General features: G+C 70.0%; 11 protein-coding genes and 1 tRNA gene. 2 read left to right on the forward strand and 10 right to left on the reverse strand.

Translation table 11 applies throughout. The annotated features are described in order from the left end of the window. Nucleotides 1-45 precede the first annotated feature (45 nt). Nucleotides 46-1,191, reverse strand: coding sequence for an epoxide hydrolase family protein (locus ASD56_RS02775; protein ID WP_055960897.1), 1,146 nt, complete (start codon nucleotides 1,189-1,191; stop codon nucleotides 46-48). A 62-nt stretch (nucleotides 1,192-1,253) separates the two neighbouring features. On the opposite strand from ASD56_RS02775, the gene ASD56_RS02780 reads away from it, so the two are divergent. After that, the gene (locus ASD56_RS02780; protein ID WP_055960899.1) at nucleotides 1,254-2,216 is read left to right on the forward strand and encodes a helix-turn-helix transcriptional regulator; all 963 of its coding nucleotides are present in this window, start codon (nucleotides 1,254-1,256) and stop codon (nucleotides 2,214-2,216) included. Nucleotides 2,217-2,273: 57 nt separating this feature from the next. On the opposite strand, the gene ASD56_RS16325 is transcribed toward ASD56_RS02780, so the two are convergent. The 8 genes from ASD56_RS16325 to serS all read right to left on the reverse strand — a co-directional run bounded on the left by ASD56_RS16325 (nucleotide 2,274) and on the right by serS (nucleotide 17,094). Beyond that, on the reverse strand, nucleotides 2,274-5,756 hold the full coding sequence (locus ASD56_RS16325; RefSeq protein ID WP_235565494.1) for a family 43 glycosylhydrolase: 3,483 nt from the start codon (nucleotides 5,754-5,756) through the stop codon (nucleotides 2,274-2,276). 44 nt (nucleotides 5,757-5,800) lie between these two features. Then, nucleotides 5,801-6,370, reverse strand: coding sequence for a hypothetical protein (locus ASD56_RS02790; protein WP_055960901.1), 570 nt, complete (start codon nucleotides 6,368-6,370; stop codon nucleotides 5,801-5,803). A 62-nt stretch (nucleotides 6,371-6,432) separates the two neighbouring features. Then, nucleotides 6,433-11,901 (reverse strand): OmpL47-type beta-barrel domain-containing protein, encoded by a 5,469-nt coding sequence (locus ASD56_RS02795; RefSeq protein WP_235565495.1) that lies wholly within the window; start codon nucleotides 11,899-11,901, stop codon nucleotides 6,433-6,435. Between the two features lie 200 nt (nucleotides 11,902-12,101). Beyond that, nucleotides 12,102-13,400 (reverse strand): LCP family protein, encoded by a 1,299-nt coding sequence (locus ASD56_RS02800; protein ID WP_082541211.1) that lies wholly within the window; start codon nucleotides 13,398-13,400, stop codon nucleotides 12,102-12,104. Continuing rightward, nucleotides 13,400-14,680 (reverse strand): LCP family protein, encoded by a 1,281-nt coding sequence (locus ASD56_RS02805; protein ID WP_055960902.1) that lies wholly within the window; start codon nucleotides 14,678-14,680, stop codon nucleotides 13,400-13,402. Before ASD56_RS02805 ends, ASD56_RS02800 begins: the two co-directional genes overlap by 1 nt. 36 nt (nucleotides 14,681-14,716) lie before the next feature. Continuing rightward, nucleotides 14,717-14,801, reverse strand: a tRNA-Ser gene (locus ASD56_RS02810). 107 nt (nucleotides 14,802-14,908) lie between these two features. Continuing rightward, nucleotides 14,909-15,814 carry an HAD family hydrolase gene (locus ASD56_RS02815; RefSeq protein ID WP_055960905.1) on the reverse strand — a complete coding sequence of 302 codons (906 nt, stop codon included), beginning with the start codon at nucleotides 15,812-15,814 and terminating at the stop codon, nucleotides 14,909-14,911. Next, nucleotides 15,811-17,094 carry a serine--tRNA ligase gene (serS, locus tag ASD56_RS02820; protein WP_055960907.1) on the reverse strand — a complete coding sequence of 428 codons (1,284 nt, stop codon included), beginning with the start codon at nucleotides 17,092-17,094 and terminating at the stop codon, nucleotides 15,811-15,813. Before serS ends, ASD56_RS02815 begins: the two co-directional genes overlap by 4 nt. Nucleotides 17,095-17,187: 93 nt before the next feature. On the opposite strand from serS, the gene ASD56_RS02825 reads away from it, so the two are divergent. Next, a complete protein-coding gene (locus ASD56_RS02825; RefSeq protein WP_082541212.1) occupies nucleotides 17,188-18,528 on the forward strand; it encodes a diacylglycerol kinase family protein in 1,341 nt (446 codons plus the stop codon). A gap of 81 nt (nucleotides 18,529-18,609) precedes the next feature. Here ASD56_RS02825 and ASD56_RS02830 read toward each other — a convergent pair whose 3' ends face one another. Further along, the gene (locus tag ASD56_RS02830; RefSeq protein ID WP_055960909.1) at nucleotides 18,610-19,698 is read right to left on the reverse strand and encodes a ThuA domain-containing protein; all 1,089 of its coding nucleotides are present in this window, start codon (nucleotides 19,696-19,698) and stop codon (nucleotides 18,610-18,612) included. Nucleotides 19,699-19,839 lie beyond the last annotated feature (141 nt).

Below are 19,839 nucleotides of genomic sequence, written 5' to 3' on the forward strand. Positions count from 1 at the left end.
GCCCCGGGCACGAGCAGCGCATCAGACGACGCGCGCCATGAGAAGTCAGGACAGGCCGCGGAAGAAGGAGCGGATGTCGTCGGCGAGCAGCTGCGGCTCCTCCATGGCGGGGAAGTGGCCACCCACCGAGTACTCGGTCCAGTGGCCGACCGCATTCCACGGGTCCATCGCGCGTCGCACGAGCGGGTGCGTGTTGAACACGACCCAGCCGGTCGGCACGCCGGCGGCCATGGCGATCGGGAGTCCGGAATGCTCCGCCTCGTAGTAGAACTGCGCGCTCGAGGCGCCGCTGCGGGTGAACCAGTACAGGCTGACGTTCGTGAGCAGCTGATCGCGGTCGACGGTCTCATCCGGCGACCGGTACCCGTCGTCCGTCGCGGTCTTGAACTTCTCGACGATCCACGCCAGCTGAGCGATCGGTGAGTCCGTCAGCGCAGGCCCGATCGTGTCAGGACGATGGTCCTGCATCGCGAGATAGCCCTTCTCAGCTGCGGCCTCGGTGCGCATCGCCTCAACCTCGGCGATCTCGGCCGCGGACAGTCCGTCCGGGTGGTAGGGGAACTTGTCGCCGAGCAGTCCGAGCACGAGGCGATCGGCACCGAGGTGCATGCCGATGACGCGCTCCGGGTAGACGGCGGCGAGGCGTCCGGAGGTGCCGGCACCGACGTCGGTGCCGTGCACCGCGAACCGCTCATAGCCCAGACGCGTCATGATCTCGGCATAGGCGTCCGCCGTCCGCGACAGCTCCCAGCCGGTGCCGGACAACGGTGTCGAGAGGCCGAATCCGGGCAGCGAGGGGATGACGACGTGGAAGTCGTCCGCGAGCAGCGGGATCAGTCGCTGGTAGTCGACGAATGAGCTCGGCCAGCCGTGGTTCAGGACCAGCGGGACGGCATCCGGATTCGCCGACCGCACGTGCACGACATGGAAGGTCTGGCCGTCCACGACGGTCAGCACCTGTTCGAACGCGTTGAGCCTCGCCTCCTGCGCACGCCAGTCGAACCCGTCGCGCCAGTAGTCGGCGAGCTCCTGCAGGTACACCAGCGGGATGCCGCGGCTGAAGTCGGCGCGATCGTCTCGGCCGGGTGTCGGGTGCGGCCAGCGCGTGTGCTCCAGCCGGAGGCGGAGGTCGTCGATGTCCGTCTGCGCGATGTCGACATGGAAGGGGGTCAGTGCGTTGCTCTGGATCATGACTTCCACTGTTCCGATCAACGCGGAAGATCAGCTTCCGCGATTGCTGAGATGATCGGACCATGCTGGAGACCTCGGCCCGCCTGCTCGAGCTGCTCTCACTGCTCCAGGTCAGGCGCGACTGGACGAGCTCAGAGCTCGCCGACCGCCTGAAGGTGAGCACGCGGACCGTGCGCGCCGACATCGGCAAGCTGCGCTCGCTCGGCTATCCGGTGGACGCGCGTCCCGGCGTCGCGGGCGGGTACCGGCTGGCCGCGGGCACCGCGATGCCGCCGCTGCTTCTCGACGACGACGAGGCCGTCGCCGTCGCGGTCGGGCTGGGAGCGGTCGCGACCTGGCGGCTGGGCGTCGCGGAGACATCGCTCACCGCGCTCGCGAAGCTCGAGCAGGTGATGCCCTCGCGCCTGCGCCGGCGGGTCGACGCGGTCCGCGGGGCGACGAGCGTCGTCCCGGGAGCCGAGCCGCCACTGGACCTGACGGTGCTCAGCGCGGTCGCGACAGCGATCCGCGGCCACGAACGGATCCGCTTCGGCTACACCAAGCCCGGGGGCAGTGAGGAGGGGCGCCACGCCGAGCCGCAGCGACTCGTGAACTGGGGGGCGCTCTGGTATCTGTTCGCCTGGGATCTCGACCGCGACGACTGGCGGGTGTTCCGCGTCGATCGCATGGTGCCGCGCGGACCGACGGGTGTCCGTTTCCGGCCACGAGTGATTCCCGAGGCCGATCTCGTCCGGCACGTCGTCGGACGCGTCATGCGGGCAGGCTGGACCTACCGGGCGCGGGTGCTGGTGCACGCGTCCGCCGCAGAAGTCGCCGCGAAGATCGTCGTTCCCGTCGACATCGAGGCGATCGACGAGTCGACGTGCCGAATCGAGGTGGGGTCGGACGACCCGGACCGCCTCGCGCTGTGGATGGCACAGCTCGGCGTCGACATCGAGGTGATCGAGGGAGATGAGCTGAGCCTCGCGCTCGACCGCCTCGCGGCGAGGTTCCGCCGCGCGACCGACGGCGCGCCGACTGCATGACCACGACATCGTGCCCGGGGCAACCGCCTGCCCCGGGCACGAGCCGGTGTCAACGGGTCAGCAGGTGACGCCGTCGTAGGCGACGGTGTACTCCCGCGTCACGGTCTCGCCGTCGACCACGGCGGTCGCGACGACCGTCACGGTCCCGGGCTCGACCATCGCACGGCGCGTGGTGAACGCGTGCGCCGAGCGCTTGCCCGGGTCGATGGCGGCGACGGTCTTGGCGCCGAACGGCGTCTGGACCGCGAGGCCGACCGGCATCTCGCTGTCGTTCGTCGCCGAGACGACCAGCGTGACCTTGCCGGCGACGCAGCGACCGGTGACCGCGAACGCGACGTCGATCGCCGGCGGCGCCGCGGCGGCCCACGCCTGGAACTCGAGGATCCCGCTCGAGCCCCCGCCGCTCGCCGTGCCCCATGCCTGCATGACGGCGCGCAGCTTCGTCGTGGTGACCGCGGCGAACGTGACCTCGTTGATCGTCGTCGACGAGCGGCCGTAGGCGCCGTCGGCGGCGACATCCACCCACTGCCCTGTCGCCAGGTCGACGTACTGCAGCTTCCACTCCTTCGGCGGGATCATGCCCGCGTTGGCGGTGTCGGCCGCATCGCGGAAGAACAGCACCCCGGCCTTGTCGACGGTGACGACGCGGTCCCATTCGAGCTGGACCCACTGCTCTCCGACGTTCGGCCAGGTGCCCCACGAGGCGCCCGTGAGCGACTCGTCGTTGACCGCGTTGACCGAGTTCCACCCGGAGGTGTACGAGGCGGTCGGCGTCGCGATCGGCGCGATGTTGCCCTCGAGGGGAGCCGTCGACGACAGCGGCACCGACACCGTGGACAGCGCCGAGACGTTGCCCGCGGCATCCTTCGATCGCAGATACACGACGTGCCGCTGCTCGTCCATCACCACCGCGCCGGTGTAGGCCTGCCACCCGGTGGGAGCGTCGACGGCGTACTCGATGCCCGTGATCCCCGATCCGGCGTCGGCGGCAGTCGCACTCACGGTGCGGGCCGCGACGTCGAACGTGCCGGCGACGCTGGGCTTGGTCGCGTCGATGCGGACGGTGAGGGATGCCTCGGCCGACGTGTTGCCCGCGGCATCCGTCGCCCGTGCCGTGACCGCGTGCGAGCCGTCGCCCGTCACCGCCGCCTCGGCGAAGCGCACGTTGTCGGTGGCCTGCCACGCGCCGCCGTCGACGGCGACCTCGATGCGCGTGCGCACATCCCGGTCATCGGTGGCGGTGGCCCGCGCGGTCACGGGTGAGAGGTACCACCCGTTCGCACCCTCGACCCCGGTCGCCGTCAGCGCCACCTCGGGCGCCGCGACGTCGAGGGTCTCGCCGAGGACCTGCAGCTCGCTCAGGCCGACAGCTGCGGAGATCGTCCCATCGGACTGCGCGGTGAGCACGGCACGGATGCCGGTGGCCACGACCGCGTCGAACGTCACGGCGTTGGGCGCCTCTCGCTCGGTCGGGTAGCCGCTCGCTCCGGTGACGTCCCGCCACTCGTCGTCGACGAGCACCTGCACGGTCCACGACTCAGGAGCCGCGGTGCCCTCGCCCGCGTCCGGTCCGGCGACGTCGCTCCAGAAGTGCGCCGTCACGCCGTCGACCCGCACGGGCTCGGCCCACGTGTAGCCGGCCCAGGTCGTGTCGGCGTCGCCGGTCGACCGCCACACCGGGTGCTCAGACCCGGTGTACGCGATCGCGCCGTCGTTCAGCGCGGCCGTCGATGACCCCTCGGCCGTCGATTCGGCAGCGGCGTCGCCGGTGAGCGCCAGGTTGGCACGCCACGGGCTCTCACCGAGCACGGTCACCGTCGCGGTCGCGCGGCCCCCGGCATACCCCTCGACGAAGCCGCCGACGGTGAACTCACCCGCTGCGGCGAAGTCCGCCGGGTCCACGGCATCCCAGCGCACGGGCGTCGCCACGGACTCGGCGCCGTACTGCAGCGCCACGGTCTCGGGCAGCTCGGGTGCGGTGCCGACGACGGTCTGCACCTCGACCGGCGCGACGGCGTCGGGCTGTGCCGCGTGCACCTCCCACTCCTCGACGGCGAGCGCCGAGTACTGCGGAGGCGTCGCCGAGTTCGGCGAGGCGTTGAGCACGGCGCGCAGCCGCGTGGTCGTCACGGCGCCGAAGGTCACTTGATGCACCGCGGTGGTCGTGGTCGGGTAGCCGCTCGGGTTCGGGACGTCCTTCCAGACGCCGGCATCCCAGTACTGCAGCACCCACGACGACGGATCCGAGACGCCGTTGCCGGTGCCGGGCGCCAGGTCGCGCCAGAACTTGATGCGGGCACGGTCCACGCGCACCGGGGCGTCCCAGTCGTACTGGATCCACTGCTGCGCGGGGCGCGTGCCCGTCCAGCTGCCCCACATGTCCGGCGGCAGCGGGTTGGGGCGGATGATCTCGTCGTTGAGCGCCTTGATCCAGTACTGCGTCGGGATCGGCTCGTTCGACGCGGATGCCGTGGCCCACGGTGCCACGTTCGACCGTGGCGTCAGGTTCACACCGCGCTCGGGCGTCGTGACGACGGGCAGGATGCGCGCCGGGGTCTGGGTGTCGTCCCACTCGAGCTTGTCGATGGCGACCGAGCGGCGGAAGTGGTTGCCGCCGACGGCGTCGGCCGTGTGGTACGCCATGTACCACTGCCCCTGGAACTCGGCGATCGCCGGGTGGCTCGTGGTCGACGAGACCGGAGCCAGGATGCGGCCGCGGTAGGTCCACGGTCCGAGCGGGCTCGAGGCCGTCGAGTACGAGATGCATGCGTGGTAGTTCGCGGGTGTGCACGTGCTCGTGGGCCCGGCGTTGTTGCCGGCGTACGCCAGGTAGTAGGTGTCGTCGCGCTCGAACAGCCACGGGGCCTCGAAGAACCCGGTGATGCCGCCGGAGATCGTGGCGTGGGTGCCGATGCGGGTCTTCATGTCGGCCTGCAGCTCGGTGGCCATGAGTCGCCCGAAGCTGCCCCAGTACATCCACACGCGGCCGCCGTCGACGAGGACGGTCGGGTCGATGTTGTGGGCGTCGTTGCCCAGGATGCTCTGCGAGACGATGGGGCCGCCGGCGTGGTCGGTCCATGGGCCGAGCGGGGTGTCGGAGACCGCCACGCCGATGCCGAACTTGTCGGCCGAGGCGCTCGCCGCCTCGTGGACGGGCACGTACCAGTAGAAGCGCCCGTCTACGCCCTTCACGACCTGGCCGGCATAGGCGCGGCCGGGCGTCGCCCAGTCGAACACGGTCTCAGGGCGCATCAGCGAGGGGTGGTGCTGCCACGTGCCGCTGTCGACGTCGCTGGTCGAGAACGCCTGCCACTCGTTCATGATGAAGTCGTTGGTGGTGGCGCCCGCCTCGTCGCGGCCGGCGTGGATGTACAGGGTCTCGCCGTCGGCGAGCAGGCTGGGGTCGGCGGAGTACACCGACCCGTCGCCGATGATCGGGTTCTGCGTCGCCGCGACGGCCGGCGACAGGGGCACGAGCGACACGATCAGCGCCCCCACGGCCGCCGCCGCCAGAGCGGCGACGGTCCTCTTCGTTCTCAAGACCACGGTGTCCTCGTTCCTGGTGCGGGTGATGCGGTGAAAAGTCAGGCGGATGCCCCGCGCCGGCGGCGCAGGGTGAAGAAGGTGACGATGCCCGCCAGCCCGAGGGCTGCCGCGGCGACGATGCCGATCACCACGGGGGTCGCGATGACTGTCGCAGCGGGTTCGTCCGCAGCGGTCGCCGGAGCCTCGGCCTCGCCGGCCGTTGTGTCGCCGGCGCTGCTGAGCGAGCTCGAGATCTGCCGGCCCCCCGCACTCGCGGTGAACTCGACCGACCCGGCGTCGGTGCCGAGCGGCAGCGAGACCATCGTCGTGCCGGTGCCGTCGTCGCCGATGGTCACGGTCCCGACGACGGTTTCAGGTGACGCGATCGCCACCTCCCACACGGCTCCGGCCTCGGCGCCGACGATGGTCACCGGGATCGGATCGCCGACGGCGGCCTGGCGGACGCCGACGTGCAGTGCCGGCTGGGCAGCGGCATCCGTCGAGTGAAGAACAGCGGATGCCGCCGCCCCGGCGTGTGCGGGAGAGGCGGCGACCGGTGCGAGCACGAGGCCCGCGGCGATCGCGAGTGCGGCGACGGCGGACCGGCGCCGATCCGGTGAGGAGGTCATGGGAGATCCCTTCGGAGGAGGTGAGGGGGAGCGCCGGCGCGAGGCCGGCGCTCCCCCGTCGATCAGCAGGTGAAGGCGTCGTGGGCGACGACCGATTCCTCGGTCACCGTCTCCCCGTCGATCTCACCGGTGACGGCGACTCCGAACGATCCGGCCGGGACGTTCTTCACGCGGGTGGTGAACGCCGCCGAGGCCTTGGCCCCGGGCCGGATCACCGCGAACGTCTTCGAGCCGTAGGCCGAGGTCAGCGCGACCTTGACCGGCTCGTCGCCGTTGTTGGTGACGGTGGCCACGAGCGTCGACTTGCCGGCGATGCACCGGTTCGCGACGGTGGTCTCGACGTCGAACTTCGCCGCGGCTCCGGCGACCTCGAAGACCTGCCACTCCTTGATGCCCAGGCTTCCCTGGCCCTCGGTGGTGCCCTTGGCGTCGAGCACGAGCCGGAGTCCGGTCGTCGTGACGGGTTCGAAGGTCACCGTGTTGAAGGTGTCGACCGCGACGCCGTACGCCGACGTGGCCACGACATCGACCCAGGCACCGGCACCATCCCGGTACTGCGCCTTCCACGACTCGGGCACCGCGATGCCCGCACCGCCGGCGTCGAGGTTGCTGATGAAATACACCCCGAGGTCGCCGACCGTGACCGGCTCGGTCCAGTCGTACTGGACCCACTGGTCGGTGATCTGCGGCCAGGCGCCCCACACGTTGACGTTGTCGTTCGGGTTCACGTCGCCCGACGAGGTGGGAGCCACATCGTCGTTGAGACCGTCGACCGAGTTCCAGCCCGCCGTGTACGAGGCGGTCGGGGTGGCCAGCAGCGCCATGTTGCGGCGGTGCGTGCCGTCCGACTCGGGCACCTCGACGGCCTGCGACGCCGAGGCGTTGCCGGCGTTGTCGGTCGCCCGCAGGTGCACGGTCGTCGCCTCGAGCCCGACCAGGATCGTCCCGGTGTAGGCCGTCCACTCCGTCGCGTCGTCGATGCGGAACTGCAGCCCCGCGACCCCCGATCCGGCGTCCGTGGCGGTCGCCTTGACCGTCCTCGCCGTGGCATCGGCGACCGGCGTGACCGTCGGGGCCGTGGCGTCGATCTTGAACGCCGTCTCGACGATCGCCGACACGTTGCCCGCGTCATCGGTCGCCCGGGCCCGCACCGTGTGCGTGCCGTCGCCGTTCACCGGGACCGCCGCCGTGTACGCCGTCCACGCTCCCGCGTCGACCGAGATCTCGATCGTCGGAGTCGTGTCGCGGTTGTCGGTGGCCGAGGCCGTGACCGAGACGGCACCGGTGTGCCAGCCGCCGGCGGGAGCGGCCGGGGTGAACCCGATGCTCGCCACCGGAACGGTGGTGTCGGGGCCTTCGCCGCCGCCCTCGCCGACCGTCACGGTCGCGGTGGCCGCCTTGGTTCCGGCGATCGTGCTCTGCACCGTGCCGGCGACCGTGAACTCGCCGTCGGTGGCGTAGTCCGCGGCGTCCACGGCCTCCCACTGCACCGGCAGATCCTCACGGGAGCCGTCGTTGTACAGCACGCCGATCGTGGCGGGCAGCTGCGGCGCGACACCGGTCGGGGTCTTCACCGCGGCCGCGTCGACCGAGTTGATCTGACCCGGTGCGGTGGCACGGACCCAGACCGACGCCTTGGCCGGCACGGGCGAGCCCGCGACGATGCCGACGACGTCGAAGGTGCCCTCCGAGGCCACCTGCTCCTCGGTGATCGGACCCCACGCGACGAGCTCCGCGGAGCGGCTGCCGTCGGCGAAGATCGCGTCGACCCGCTCGGGCAGCGCCGGGATCGTCCCGACCGCCGTCCGCACGTCGATCGGCTCGATGCCGGCCGGAGCCTCGGCGAACACGCGCCACTCGCTCACGGCCACGCCGGCGTAGGGCTCTGCGCCCGTCCCCGGTCCTGCGGCGCTGAGCACCAGGCGCAGGCGCGTCGTCGACACGGCGTCGAACGTCGTGAGGTTGGTCGCCGTGCGGGCGATGCCGTACTGGTCGGCACCGGTCACATCGACCCACGTGGTGCCGTTCCAGTACTGCGCCTTCCACGCCTTCGGGATGTTGACGCCCGCGCCCGAGGCCGGGTTGGTCTGGTCGGCCCAGAATGCCACCTCGACGCTGTCCACGCGGACCGGGGTCGGCCACGTGTACTGCAGCCAGCGGGTCGCCGGGCGTGCGCCCGACCACGTGCCCCACAGGTCGGTCTGCTGACCGCCCGAGTGCAGCACGCGTCCGTCGTTGACGGCGTTGACGTTGTTCCAGCTCGCCGTGTACTCGGCCGTGGGCGTGGCACCCGGGGCGACGTTCGTGCCCTGGGTCGCCACCGAGCCGGTGACCGTCACGTCCTTGGTCGTGGTCAGCTCGCCGTCGGTCGACGTCAGGCGCAGCACGTACTGGCCCGCTGCGGTGAACCGGGCGATGGTCGACGGCGACGTCGGGGCGTCGAACAGCGCGAGGCCGCCGGCCGGGGCCGAGACCACGCTCCACTGCGAGGTCAGGTCGCCCATGGGCAGGCCGTCATCCTTGGCGGAGCCGACGAGGTCGGCCTGACCGGGGATCGCGACACCGGGCTTGAGCCAGGCGTCCACGAGCGGAGCCTGGTTCGTGCTGGGCGGCGCCTCGACGCCGGTGCTGAAGACCTGGACCTCCTTGACACCGGTCTTGAACCCGGCGGCGTGCGTCACCGTGAGTCGCACGGCATCGCCGGTGACCTCGGGGAACTGGATGTGGTTCAGGTTGCCGCGCGGGTAGACGGGCGTGCGTGCCTGCGACGGCACCGGGTGCCACTCTCCGCCCGAGCGGTACTCGACCGCGTACATCGACGGCTCGGCGTACCCGGCGACCGTGGCCGACGAGGACGTCTTGTAGAAGTACGCGCGCACGTCGTCGAACGTCTGCGGCGAGCCCAGCTCGATGATGAGCGAGTCCTTCGCGTTCGGCGATCCGGCCGTGCCCCAGAAAGGCTCGTTGATCGTGTTCCCGTTGACCGCCGCAGCCGGTGCGCGGTTCGCCGCCGAGTGGGTGGCCGTCACGGCCTTGCCCACGGCGAGGTTGGCGCTGCCGGTGCTCTGGTCGGCGACATCCGCTCCCGCCTTGGCGAACAGGTCGACGACCCGTGCGTCGTTGCCGAACCGCACCTCCTGCGGCGCCTGCACGGAACTCGTCGTCGCCGTGGTGACGGTCAGGCCGTCCTCGGCGGTGACCTCACCGGTCGCGGGGTCGTAGACGACCTTGCCCAGACCGTCGACCGTGAACGCCAGCACGCCGTCGAGGAACACCGAGTAGCCCTCGGGCACCGCGTCGCCGTAGTGGCGCGTCCCTCCGGGTGCGTCCCACGTGACCGTGAGGTCCTTGTCGCGGTAGCGGATGTTGTTCGCGGTGAAGTGATCCCAGTCGATGTCGATCGGGTCGAGCTCGATCTTCGCGTCGGTGCGCGGGCGCAGGCCCATTGCGTCCTCGATCATCGTGAAGTTCGTCGCGCCCAGGATCGTGTGGTGGATCCAGGAGCGATAGCCGATCCGCGCCGGGTCGGCCGAGCCGTCCGACCAGAACTCGTTCTGGTCCGGAAGGCGGTTGTCACCGCCGTTCTGGTAGTGCGCCCAGGCGTTCCAGTACAGGAGCTTCTTGTACCACTCCTCATCGATCGCGTCGGTGGGGTAGTCGCGCAGCACGGAGCTCAGCATCCGGAACGTCACCGTCGAGTTGATGACCGAAAAGTTGTTGCTGCCCGGGTCGCCCTCGGCCGCGGCCTCGGCCTTGTCGGCCTGGTTCGCGGTGTAGAAGGGGAAGATCGGGTACTCCCTGTCGTCGGCGTACAGGCGCAGCGCGTCGACGTAGTCGTCGGCGTAGTCCGCGTCGCCCGGCTTCGGCATGAGGCCGACGGCGTAGGGGTAGTAGTTGTTGATCTCCTTCCAGGGCACGTGCTCGCCGTTGTCGGCCATCGCGTGCTCGAGGAGGTTGGTCTCGGGGTTCCACAGGACCTCGAGGATCTTGTCCTTCACGTTCTCGGCGAACGCGTCCATCTCGTCGGCCTTGGCGATGTTGCCCGCCAGGCGGTACGCCTCGGACGCCGCCTTCGCGTTCGAGTACAGGTACGCGTTCTCGGCGCGGTCCTGGTTGCCGGCACGCCAGTCGAACGACACCGCATCGGCGTCGTTGCCCGTCATGGCGCCCCAGTTGTACTCGATGAGGCCGTTGTCGTTGCCGTCGTAGGCGTCGATGAGGCCCTCGACGTCGAACTCGGCGTACTCGGCCAGGTTCTCGGCGATCGCGGTGGGGCCGCCGTGCAGCTGGTACGAGCGCCACGCGGCCTCGGAGATGTACTGCGTGTAGCTGTTGGACCAGTTGGCCGGGTCGCCGGGGTTGTCGGTGAACTTGTAGCTCTTCGACGTCTCGCCCGCCGAGACCCAGGGGCCGTACGAGTAGATCGGGTCGCGGAAGTACTTGAGGTCGTCGATGAACATGCCCGTCGTCAGGACGATGGCGTTGTTGTAGCCGAGCACGCCCTCCATGGACGTCGGGAACTGGTAGTCGTTGCCCGGGATGTCGGCATCCAGGTAGTTGAACCGCATCAGCCACCAGCGGTAGTAGAGCGTCTTGTCGATGTTGTCTTCGGGCGTGTCCAGGTACGGGATGTTGTCGGCCCACCACTGGTTGTACGCGGTGACGTGCGTTGAGTACGCGGCCGCCGGCGTCGCGGCGCGGTACGCGTCGTAGTCGGTGTGGGATGCCGGGATCTCGCTGGTGACCAGGCCGAGCTGGACCTTCGCCGTGGCCGAGCCGCCGGCGGGCACGCTGAGCGTGCGCGTGAGGGAACCGGCATCCGGGGCGAAGCCGTCGCCCGAGAAGCGCGGGAAGATCGTCGTGAGGTTGTTCAGCGCGGCGACGGTGCCGGTGAGCTCCGCTCCCTCGACGGTCGTCGCATACGGCGAGGTCGCGCGGAGAGTGACGGTCTGCGCGGCGCCGGTGGCCTTGACCTCGAGGTTGGTCACGAGCACATTGGCGTCGGTGATGAACTTCGTCTGGACGATCTCGAGGCCGCTCGCGGCGTTGCGGTGGACGCTCCGCCAGTAGCTGGGGGTCTGCTTGCGCTGGGCGGTGTCCTCGGTGAGGGTCACGTTCGCACCGCCGACCTGCGCGGCGATCGTGTAGCCGCCGCGGTTGTCGATCGACTCCCAGTAGGCCAGCTGTCCCTGGAACCCGAGGGTGCCGGGAGTGTGGGTCTTCATGAAGGCCGCGCGACCGCGCGAGAAGAGCCACTGGTTGTTGTCGTCGAAGCTTCCGGCGGTGCCGGTGCGAGCCAGCATCGCGTCCATCCAGAAGTCCTTGGCGGGGCTGACGCCTGCGCCGGCGGCGAGGTCCGCCTGGAGGATCGACTGCAGCTGGTTGCCGGGCGTGTAGGTCACCCCCGTGCTCGGCACCGGGGTCGGGCTGCCCGTGAACGACGGATAGCCGATGTCGGCGTTGTCTGCGGCCGCCGGGCTCACGACGAGCAGACAGCTGCCCATCACGGCGGCGGCGCTGAGCGCCGCCACGGTCGTCCGCGTTCTGTTTCGGGTGGTTGTCCAGTCCACGTCGCCTGTCCTCTCACGCACCGCTCATCCGCGAGCGGTGTCACATATGAGGTGGACGTTATCGGTAACAGATTTCTCCCGCAACCCTTTTCGAAGTTTTCGAAATGAGCAACGTCTCATCGTCGAAAACCCCGCGGCTGCGGCCGAAGCCGGACCGAAAGCTATTCCGGGACGGTGCAGGTCGTCTGAGCCGCGGTCTGCCCGGCGATCTCGGACGGCAGGTCGACGCGGGTCTCGGGAACGACCGGCTCGACGGGAGCGGCGGATGCCGAACCGGACGGCGCGGGCTCGGGCGTCGTCGCCGGCGTGGGCGGCTGGACCGCCTCGCCGGTGACCTCTACGCCGTAGCCCTGGCTGGCGTCGCCGGTCAGCGTGAGGGGCTGGTTGGCCTGCAGCGCCGCGAAGAGCACTGCCGCGGCATCCTTCACGGGAAGCACCCGGCTGGCACCGTCGCCCGAGGCGTACCGCGTCGGGTACTGCACGAACACGATGTCCTCGTAGGGGACGTCCTTCACGGCCATCGCGATCTGCGCCATAAGAGTCGGATTGGTCAGCGACTGGCTCAGCACGAGCTGCTCCTGCTGCACCTGGCTGATCGCGGTGGTCGCCAGGTTGAGCAGCCGGCCGGGATCGGCCAGCACCGCGTCGGACTGGAGCTTGCGCACCATCGACGACATGAACTGCTGCTGGTTCGAGATGCGGCCGAGGTCCGAGCCGTCGCCGATGCCGTGGCGGACGCGCAGGAACTGGAGCGCCTGAACGCCCTGGAGCGTGTGCGTGCCGGCCGTGAGCGAGAGCCCCGTGTGCGTGTCGCTGATGTCGCCGGCGACGCACACGTCGACGCCGCCGATGGCGTCGGACATGTTGATCACGCCGGTCCAGCGTATGGCCGCGGCGAAGTCGATCTTGTCGCCGATGAGCGCCTCGACGGTCTTCGCGGTGCAGGCCAGGCCGCCGTACTCGTACGACGCGTTGATCATCTGCGCGCTCATGGCCGAGAACTCGCCGCCCTCGGGGTCGGGGCAGGCGGGGATCGGCACCACCATGTCGCGCGGGAACGAGACGACCGTCACCCGGCGAGGCTCGTCCGAGATGTGCACGAGCATGGTGACGTCGTTGCGCTCGCCCTCGGTGTCGCCCTTCTGGCAGGCACCGGAGAGGGCCGCGTTCGCGCCCTCGCACGAATCCGTCCCCACTACGAGCAGGTTCACGCCGCCCTCGATCGCGCCGAGGGACGGCGGAATCGGCTCGTTCTCGTCGAGCACGACGGCGTTGGCGTTCACGGCGGTGGCGGCGTCGGCGAGGTTGAACGCGAGCAGCCCGGTCGCGCTGACTCCCACCACGCCGACGGCGACGGCGACCATCGCGATGAACGAGAAGATCGGATGCCGCTCCCGCCGTATCGCGTGACGCGCGAGCGGTGCCGCCCCCGTTACGTCGGGGCGCTTCCTGCTGGCCATCAGCTCTTGGCCCTCAGATTGCCGGCCGAGCAGGTCTGGTCTGCGGCGGATGTGCCGGGGATGTCATCGGGCAGCTCGACGACCGCCTCGGTCGGCTCGGGGACGGGCGTGCCGGATGCGTCAGGGACGGGCGTCGCCTCGGGCGCAGGAGTCGTCGGCTCGACGGTCGTCACGCCGCCGCCGCGGTTCGGATCGTTGGTCACCTTGATCGGCTCGTTGGCGGCGAGCGCGGCCCACAGCTCGGCTGCCGCGTCCTCGTTCGGGACGACGCGGTTGGGATCGGCCGGGTCGGCATAGACCGGGTACTGCACGAAGACGATCTCCTCGAACGGCACGTTCTTGACCGCGAGCGCGATCTGCACGAGAGTCATGGGGTTCGCGAGCGACTCGCTCGGCGTGATGTTGTCGACGGCCGTGGTGGCGAGCTTGTACAGCTTGGCCGGGTCGGAGAGCGTCTCTTCGCTCACGAGCTTGCGGGCGAGGCTCGACATGTACTGCTGCTGGTTGCTGATGCGCGCCAGGTCGCTGCCGTTCTCGAGGCCGTAGCGCGTGCGCAGGAACTGAAGCGCCTCGACGCCCTGGATCGTGCGAGGGCCGGCGGGCCAGTCGATGCCGGTGTTCCGGTCGCGCATGCCGCCGTTGCCGATGCACACGTCGACGCCGCCCAGCGCGTCGGTGATGTTGATGACGTTCCCGAAGCTGACCTTCGCGGCGCCGATCAGGCTCTGGCCACTGAGGCTCGACACCGTCTTCGCGACGCACGACAGGCCGCCGTGGGTGTAGATGCTGTTGATCTGCGCCTTGCTCATCGCCGAGGTCTGGCTGCCGTCCTCGCGGGTGCACTGCGGCACCTCGATCATCAGGTCGCGCGGGAACGAGATCACCGTGACGCGACGCGGGTTGTTCGAGATGTGGACGAGCATGTTGACATCGTTGAGCTGACCCTCGGAGTCCGCTCCCGTGCAGCGCGCGCCGAACAGGTACTTGAACTCCTCTTCGCACTCGTCGGTGCCGACGAGCAGCAGATCGACGCCGCCCTCGATCGCCCCGATGTCCGGCGGGACCGGCTTCTGGCCCTCGAGCGCGACGGCCTCGTCGGCGATGCCCGCCGAGAGGTCATAGGCCGCGTATGCCGCGACTCCGGCGCCCGAGACGAGGACGACGGCGACGATCACGCCGATGATCTTCATGATCAGCGAGAACGGGTGCGGCGAGGTGAGCTCCCCGTGCCGAGCGACCGTGCGACGGCCGCGCGATGCGGGCTTTGTCGTCTCGGTCACTCGGGGTCCTCTCGGTGCGGGGAAACCCTCAGTCTGCGGAGGGTGTGGGATTCGAACCCACGGGACATTGCTGCCCACTGGTTTTCAAGACCAGGTCCATCGGCCGCTCGGACAACCCTCCCGACCGACGACTCCCGGAGGAGGCATCCGTCGAACAGTCGTCGAGTCTAGCCGAGGCGCTGTCGCCCCATTCTTCCAGTGGCGCCTGAGCAAGCTCTGAAAGGCGCGCTAGAGAGCGCGGAGCACGGCCGCGACGCCGCCCGCCTCGACCGAAGCGGTCACCTCGCCCGCGGCATCCCGAACCTCCTGCGGGCCCTGCTCCATCGCCACCGCGCGGCCGCCGTTCTCGAGCGCCCACCGGAACATGCCGAGGTCGTTGCGGCCGTCGCCGATCACCATGACCTGAGCGGGATCGATGCCCAGCTCGGTGCGCACGAGCTCGAGGCTGGTGCTCTTGTCGACGCCCTGCGGCGCGATGTCGAGCCACGCCGTCCAGCCCACCGCATACGTGACCTGGGTGAGGCCGATGCGGTCGACGAGATCGACGAAGTCCTGCTCGCCCTGCTCGGGCGCCACGACCACGACGCGGCAGACCCGCTGGGCGCTGAGCTCGGCGAACGGCACCTGCAGGGCGTTGATGAGGTTCCAGTCGTCGAGGTGCTCGGTGAACAGCCGGCGGCCGTCCGGCAGCTCGACCAGGTACCGCGCGTCGGGCAGGTGCTCGAGCAGGAGCGTGAGCACCTCGGTGGGGTCGAACGTCTCGACATGCCACCGGTCGTACTGCTGACCGTCCTCGTCCATGCGCTTGAGCACGACGGCCCCGTTGGAGCAGACGACGTAGTCGGGCGAGATGGCAAGCGCGTCGAGGATGCCGTGGGTGCCCTCCCAGCTGCGCCCCGTCGCGATCATGACCTCGTGACCCGACCGGCGTGCGTGCTCGACTGCGTCGACCACGCCCGGGCTCAGCGACTCGTCCTCGAGGATCACGGTGCCGTCGATGTCGAGCACGATGAGGAGCTGCTCGACACGCGCTTCCTGCTCGGTGTCGCGCGCGACCTGCTCGACGAGCCCTGCCGCCGCGTCGGGTCCGACGACTTCGACGGATCCGGTCGAGGGCAGGTGGGCCTCGCTCACGCGATCGGCTCCATGACCTCGAGGCCGCCGAGGAAGGGACGCAGCACTTCGGGCACGGTGACCGAGCCGTCTTCGCGCTGGTGCGTCTCGAGCAGGGCGACGATCCACCGCGTGGTCGCGAGCGTGCCGTTGAGCGTCGCGACGTGCTCGGTCTTGCCGCTCCCCTTGCCGGGCTCGGCGGGAAGGCGGCGACGGATGTCGAGCCGGCGCGCCTGGTAGGTCGTGCAGTTCGAGGTCGAGGTCAGCTCGCGGTAGGCGTTCTGCGTCGGCACCCACGCCTCGACGTCGTACTTGCGCGCCGCGCTGGAGCCGAGGTCGCCCGCGGCGACGTCGATCACCCGGTAGCTGAGGCCCAGATCCTGCAGCAGGGCCTCTTGGAGAGCGACCAGCCGCAGGTGCTCGGCCTCGGCATCCGCTGCCGTCGTATAGACGAACATCTCGAGCTTGTTGAACTGGTGCACGCGGATGATGCCGCGGGTGTCCTTGCCGTAGGAGCCGGCCTCGCGGCGGTAGCACGTCGACCAGCCGGCGTAGCGCTTCGCGCCCTTGCCGAGGTCGAGGATCTCGTCCATGTGATACCCGGCGAGGGGGACCTCGCTGGTGCCGACGAGATAGAGGTCGTCGTCTTCGAGGTGGTACACCTCGGCGGAGTGCTGACCGAGGAACCCGGTGCCGCGCATGACCTCGGGACGCACCAGCGTCGGGGGGATCAGCGGGATGAAACCGGCCTGCAGCGCGCGGTCGAGTGCGAGGTTCATGAGCGCGATCTCGAGGCGCGCGCCGATGCCGGTGAGGAAGTAGAACCGGCTGCCCGAGACCTTGGTGCCGCGCTCCATGTCGATGGCGCCGAGCAGCTCGCCCAGGGCGAGGTGGTCGCGCGCTTCGAAGTCGAAGGCGGGCACCTCGCCGTGCGTGCGCAGGGTGACGAAGTCCTCTTCGCCGCCGGCGGGCACGCCGTCGATGACGATGTTCTCGATCCTGGCCAGTGCTTCATCGGATGCCGCTTCCGCGACTCCGACGGCGTGATGGGCCTGCTTGACCCGCTCGCTGAGGTCCTTGGCCTCGGCGACCAGGGCGGCCTTCTCGTCCTTGGGCGCCTGAGCGACCCGCTTGCCGTGCGCGTTCTGCGCGGCCCGGAGCTCTTCGAACGCCGTGATCGCCGCGCGACGCTCGCGATCGGCATCCAGTGCCGCATCGACCGTGTCGGGCGACTCTCCCCGGGCCTCCTGCGAGCGCTTGACCAGCTCGGGATTCTCACGGAGGAATGCGGGATCGATCACCCTGCAAGCTTAGTCGCCGCCCGAGTGGCGCTTCTCTGCCCGGTGCGAGGGCGTTTCCGTCCGATTCCCGGCGCGGGGTCATACGCTGTAGACATGCCGACCCCTCCCGACGACCGCGACGCCGGCTCGCCGGACGAGGACGCACCCGTACCCGCTCACCCCGCCGACGCGATCTATGTCGACGGACCCGACACCGCAGAGCTCGAGGCGGTCGACGAGGCCATCGAGGAGCAGCTCGAGGAGGCGGAGTCCGGATCCGGGCCGCGAACGTCCCCGGCGGGTGAGGGTTCCGGAAAGCCGGATGCGCCCGATCCGGCGGAGGCAGCCGAACCCGACCAGGTCATCCGCGAGCCCGAGGACGTCGAGCCCGACACGACCGACGGCGAGACCGGCGAGGCACGGCGGGTCGGCCGCGAGGGCGAGACGGAGCCGATCACGGGCGGCGAGGAGCGGCCGAGCCCCAAGGCAGCGCTCATCTACAACCCCATCAAGGCCGACGGCGACGTGATGCGCGAGACGCTCACGCGCCTGTCCGCGGAGGCCGGCTGGTCCGAGCCCCTGTTCTACGAGACCACCGTCGACGATCTCGGCGACGACGTGACCCGCCAGGCGCTCGAGGCCGGAGCAGACGCTGTGCTCGTCGCCGGCGGCGACGGGACCGTCCGCGCGGTCTCGGAGGCGATGAGCGGATCAGGCGTGCCGCTGTCGATCGTGCCGAGCGGCACAGGCAACCTGCTGGCGCGCAACCTGAAGCTGCCGCTCACCGAGCCCGAAGCCATGATGCGGGCGGTCTTCGACGGTGAGACCCTTCCGATGGACATCGGCTGGACCGAGCTGAAGCGGTCCGACGGCGAGGTCGAGGAGCGGGCATTCGTCGTGATGGGGGGCATCGGCCTCGACGCCGCGATGATCGCGAACACCAGCGCTCAGCTGAAGAAGACCGTCGGCTGGGTGGCCTACGTCGACGGCGCGGCCCGCTCGCTGGCATCCGCAAAGCCCTTCCGCGTGATGTACCAGCTGCCCGGAGCTCGCCTGCATTCAGCACGTGTGCAGAGCGTGCTGTTCGCCAACTGCGGGTCGCTGCCGGCGGGGCTCGAGCTCATCCCCGAGGCATCCATCGTCGACGGAGCACTGGACATCGTCATCATCCAGCCCAAGGGAGCGCTCGGGTGGATCTTCGTCTGGCGCCGAGTCGCGTGGGACAACAGCTTCCTCCGCAAGTTCCGCGCGGGGCGGCGAGTGCTTGCCCTGCGCACCAAGGACAACGCGGTGCGGTACTCCCGGGGCACCGGCATCGAGCTCGCCACGCACGACGCCCAGCCGGTGCAGCTCGACGGCGATGAGTTCGGCGAGGCCATCTCGGTGCGCACCCGCGTCGACCCCGGAGCCCTGCTCGTCGTGATCCCGCAGGCGCACGACGTCGGCGACCTTTAGCCCCGGCCGCACGGCCGACGCACGGATCGGCCACGTCCCCGAGGGCAGTGGCCGATCCGCGCGTCCAGGCGACTCCGAGGATCAGGGGAGCAGAGCCTCCTGCCACTCGATGAGATCGGCGATCTTCTCGACCAGCGTCGGGTCCTGGAGCCCGTGCGCCTTGCCGAACGCCTGCTGCAGCACGGCGACCGCGGTCGCGTGATCGTCCGCCGCGGCGGACGCCTCTGCGGCGTCCAGGTAGGCGCTGACGTCGCCCGACAGCTTCTCGACGCGGACCGAGCCGTCCTCGAGTCCGGCCACGACCTCGTCGACCTCGTCGAACGTGACGCAGTCGCCTCCGCCGGTCACGACGCCGGCGGTCCACTCGATGCCGCCGAGGATGTGCTCGAGGAAGAGCGGGTCGCTCCATGACACGTCGGTGTGACCGGCACCCTCGTACCAGGACCGGCCGCCTTCGAAGTTGTGGCACCAGGCCAGCGGGTGGTCCGCACCCATGGCCCCGTTCCCGGGGTTGTAGGTCGACTCGTCGAGCGTGATCAGCACATGGACGTCTTCACGAGGGTTGGTCGTGAAGTTGTACCACTCGTCGAAGCGGACCCACTCGGTCGGCAGCATCGTGGTTGACGGGTGGCCCGGGCTCTCGACTCGCATCGTCGCGGTCTGCTGCGCGGGGTGGTTGCGGAACCGCGCGCCGCCGCCGGTCAGCTCGCTGTACCAGGGCACAGTGTGCATCGAGTCGGTGGCCGCGTGGAGGCCGACGTAACCGCCGCCGGAGCGGATGTACGCCTGGAACGCGGCGAGCTCGGCGTCGTTGAGCAGCCGCGGACGGTTGGGGTCGAGGTTATTGGTCGCATCGACGGGCGAGGCGAAGATGATCGTCGCGTACTGGGACAGGTCCTCACCGGAGGTGAACGGCGAGGAAGTGAGCGTCAGCGTCGGCTGCCGGCTGTCCCAGACGTCGACCGAGAAGCCGTTGGCCTCACCGAGGTCGATGATCGCGTTGGTCGTGTCGTCGATGTGCGAGTGGCGGAAGCCGAGGGTCTGCCCCACGACGAGGACCTTGTACGGGTCATCGTCGGCGGCGAGCGCCGGGACCGCGGCGATGCCGAGCGTGAGCGTGAGCCCGGCGACGGCGACGCCGGTGACCCCGCGACGGAGGTGTCTGTTCATGTGGTCGTTCTCCCCTTCGAGCTGGACCTGCTGTCATCGGCGACCAATATGTTGCTTCCGCCGACATATATCTGGGCTCGACGATAGGGGCCTCATCCGAGGGGTGTCAACGGTGGTGCGGCGGGCCGGCGACGGTGGGAC

The organism is Microbacterium sp. Root166 (genome assembly GCF_001427145.1).
Lineage (GTDB): Bacteria > Actinomycetota > Actinomycetes > Actinomycetales > Microbacteriaceae > Microbacterium.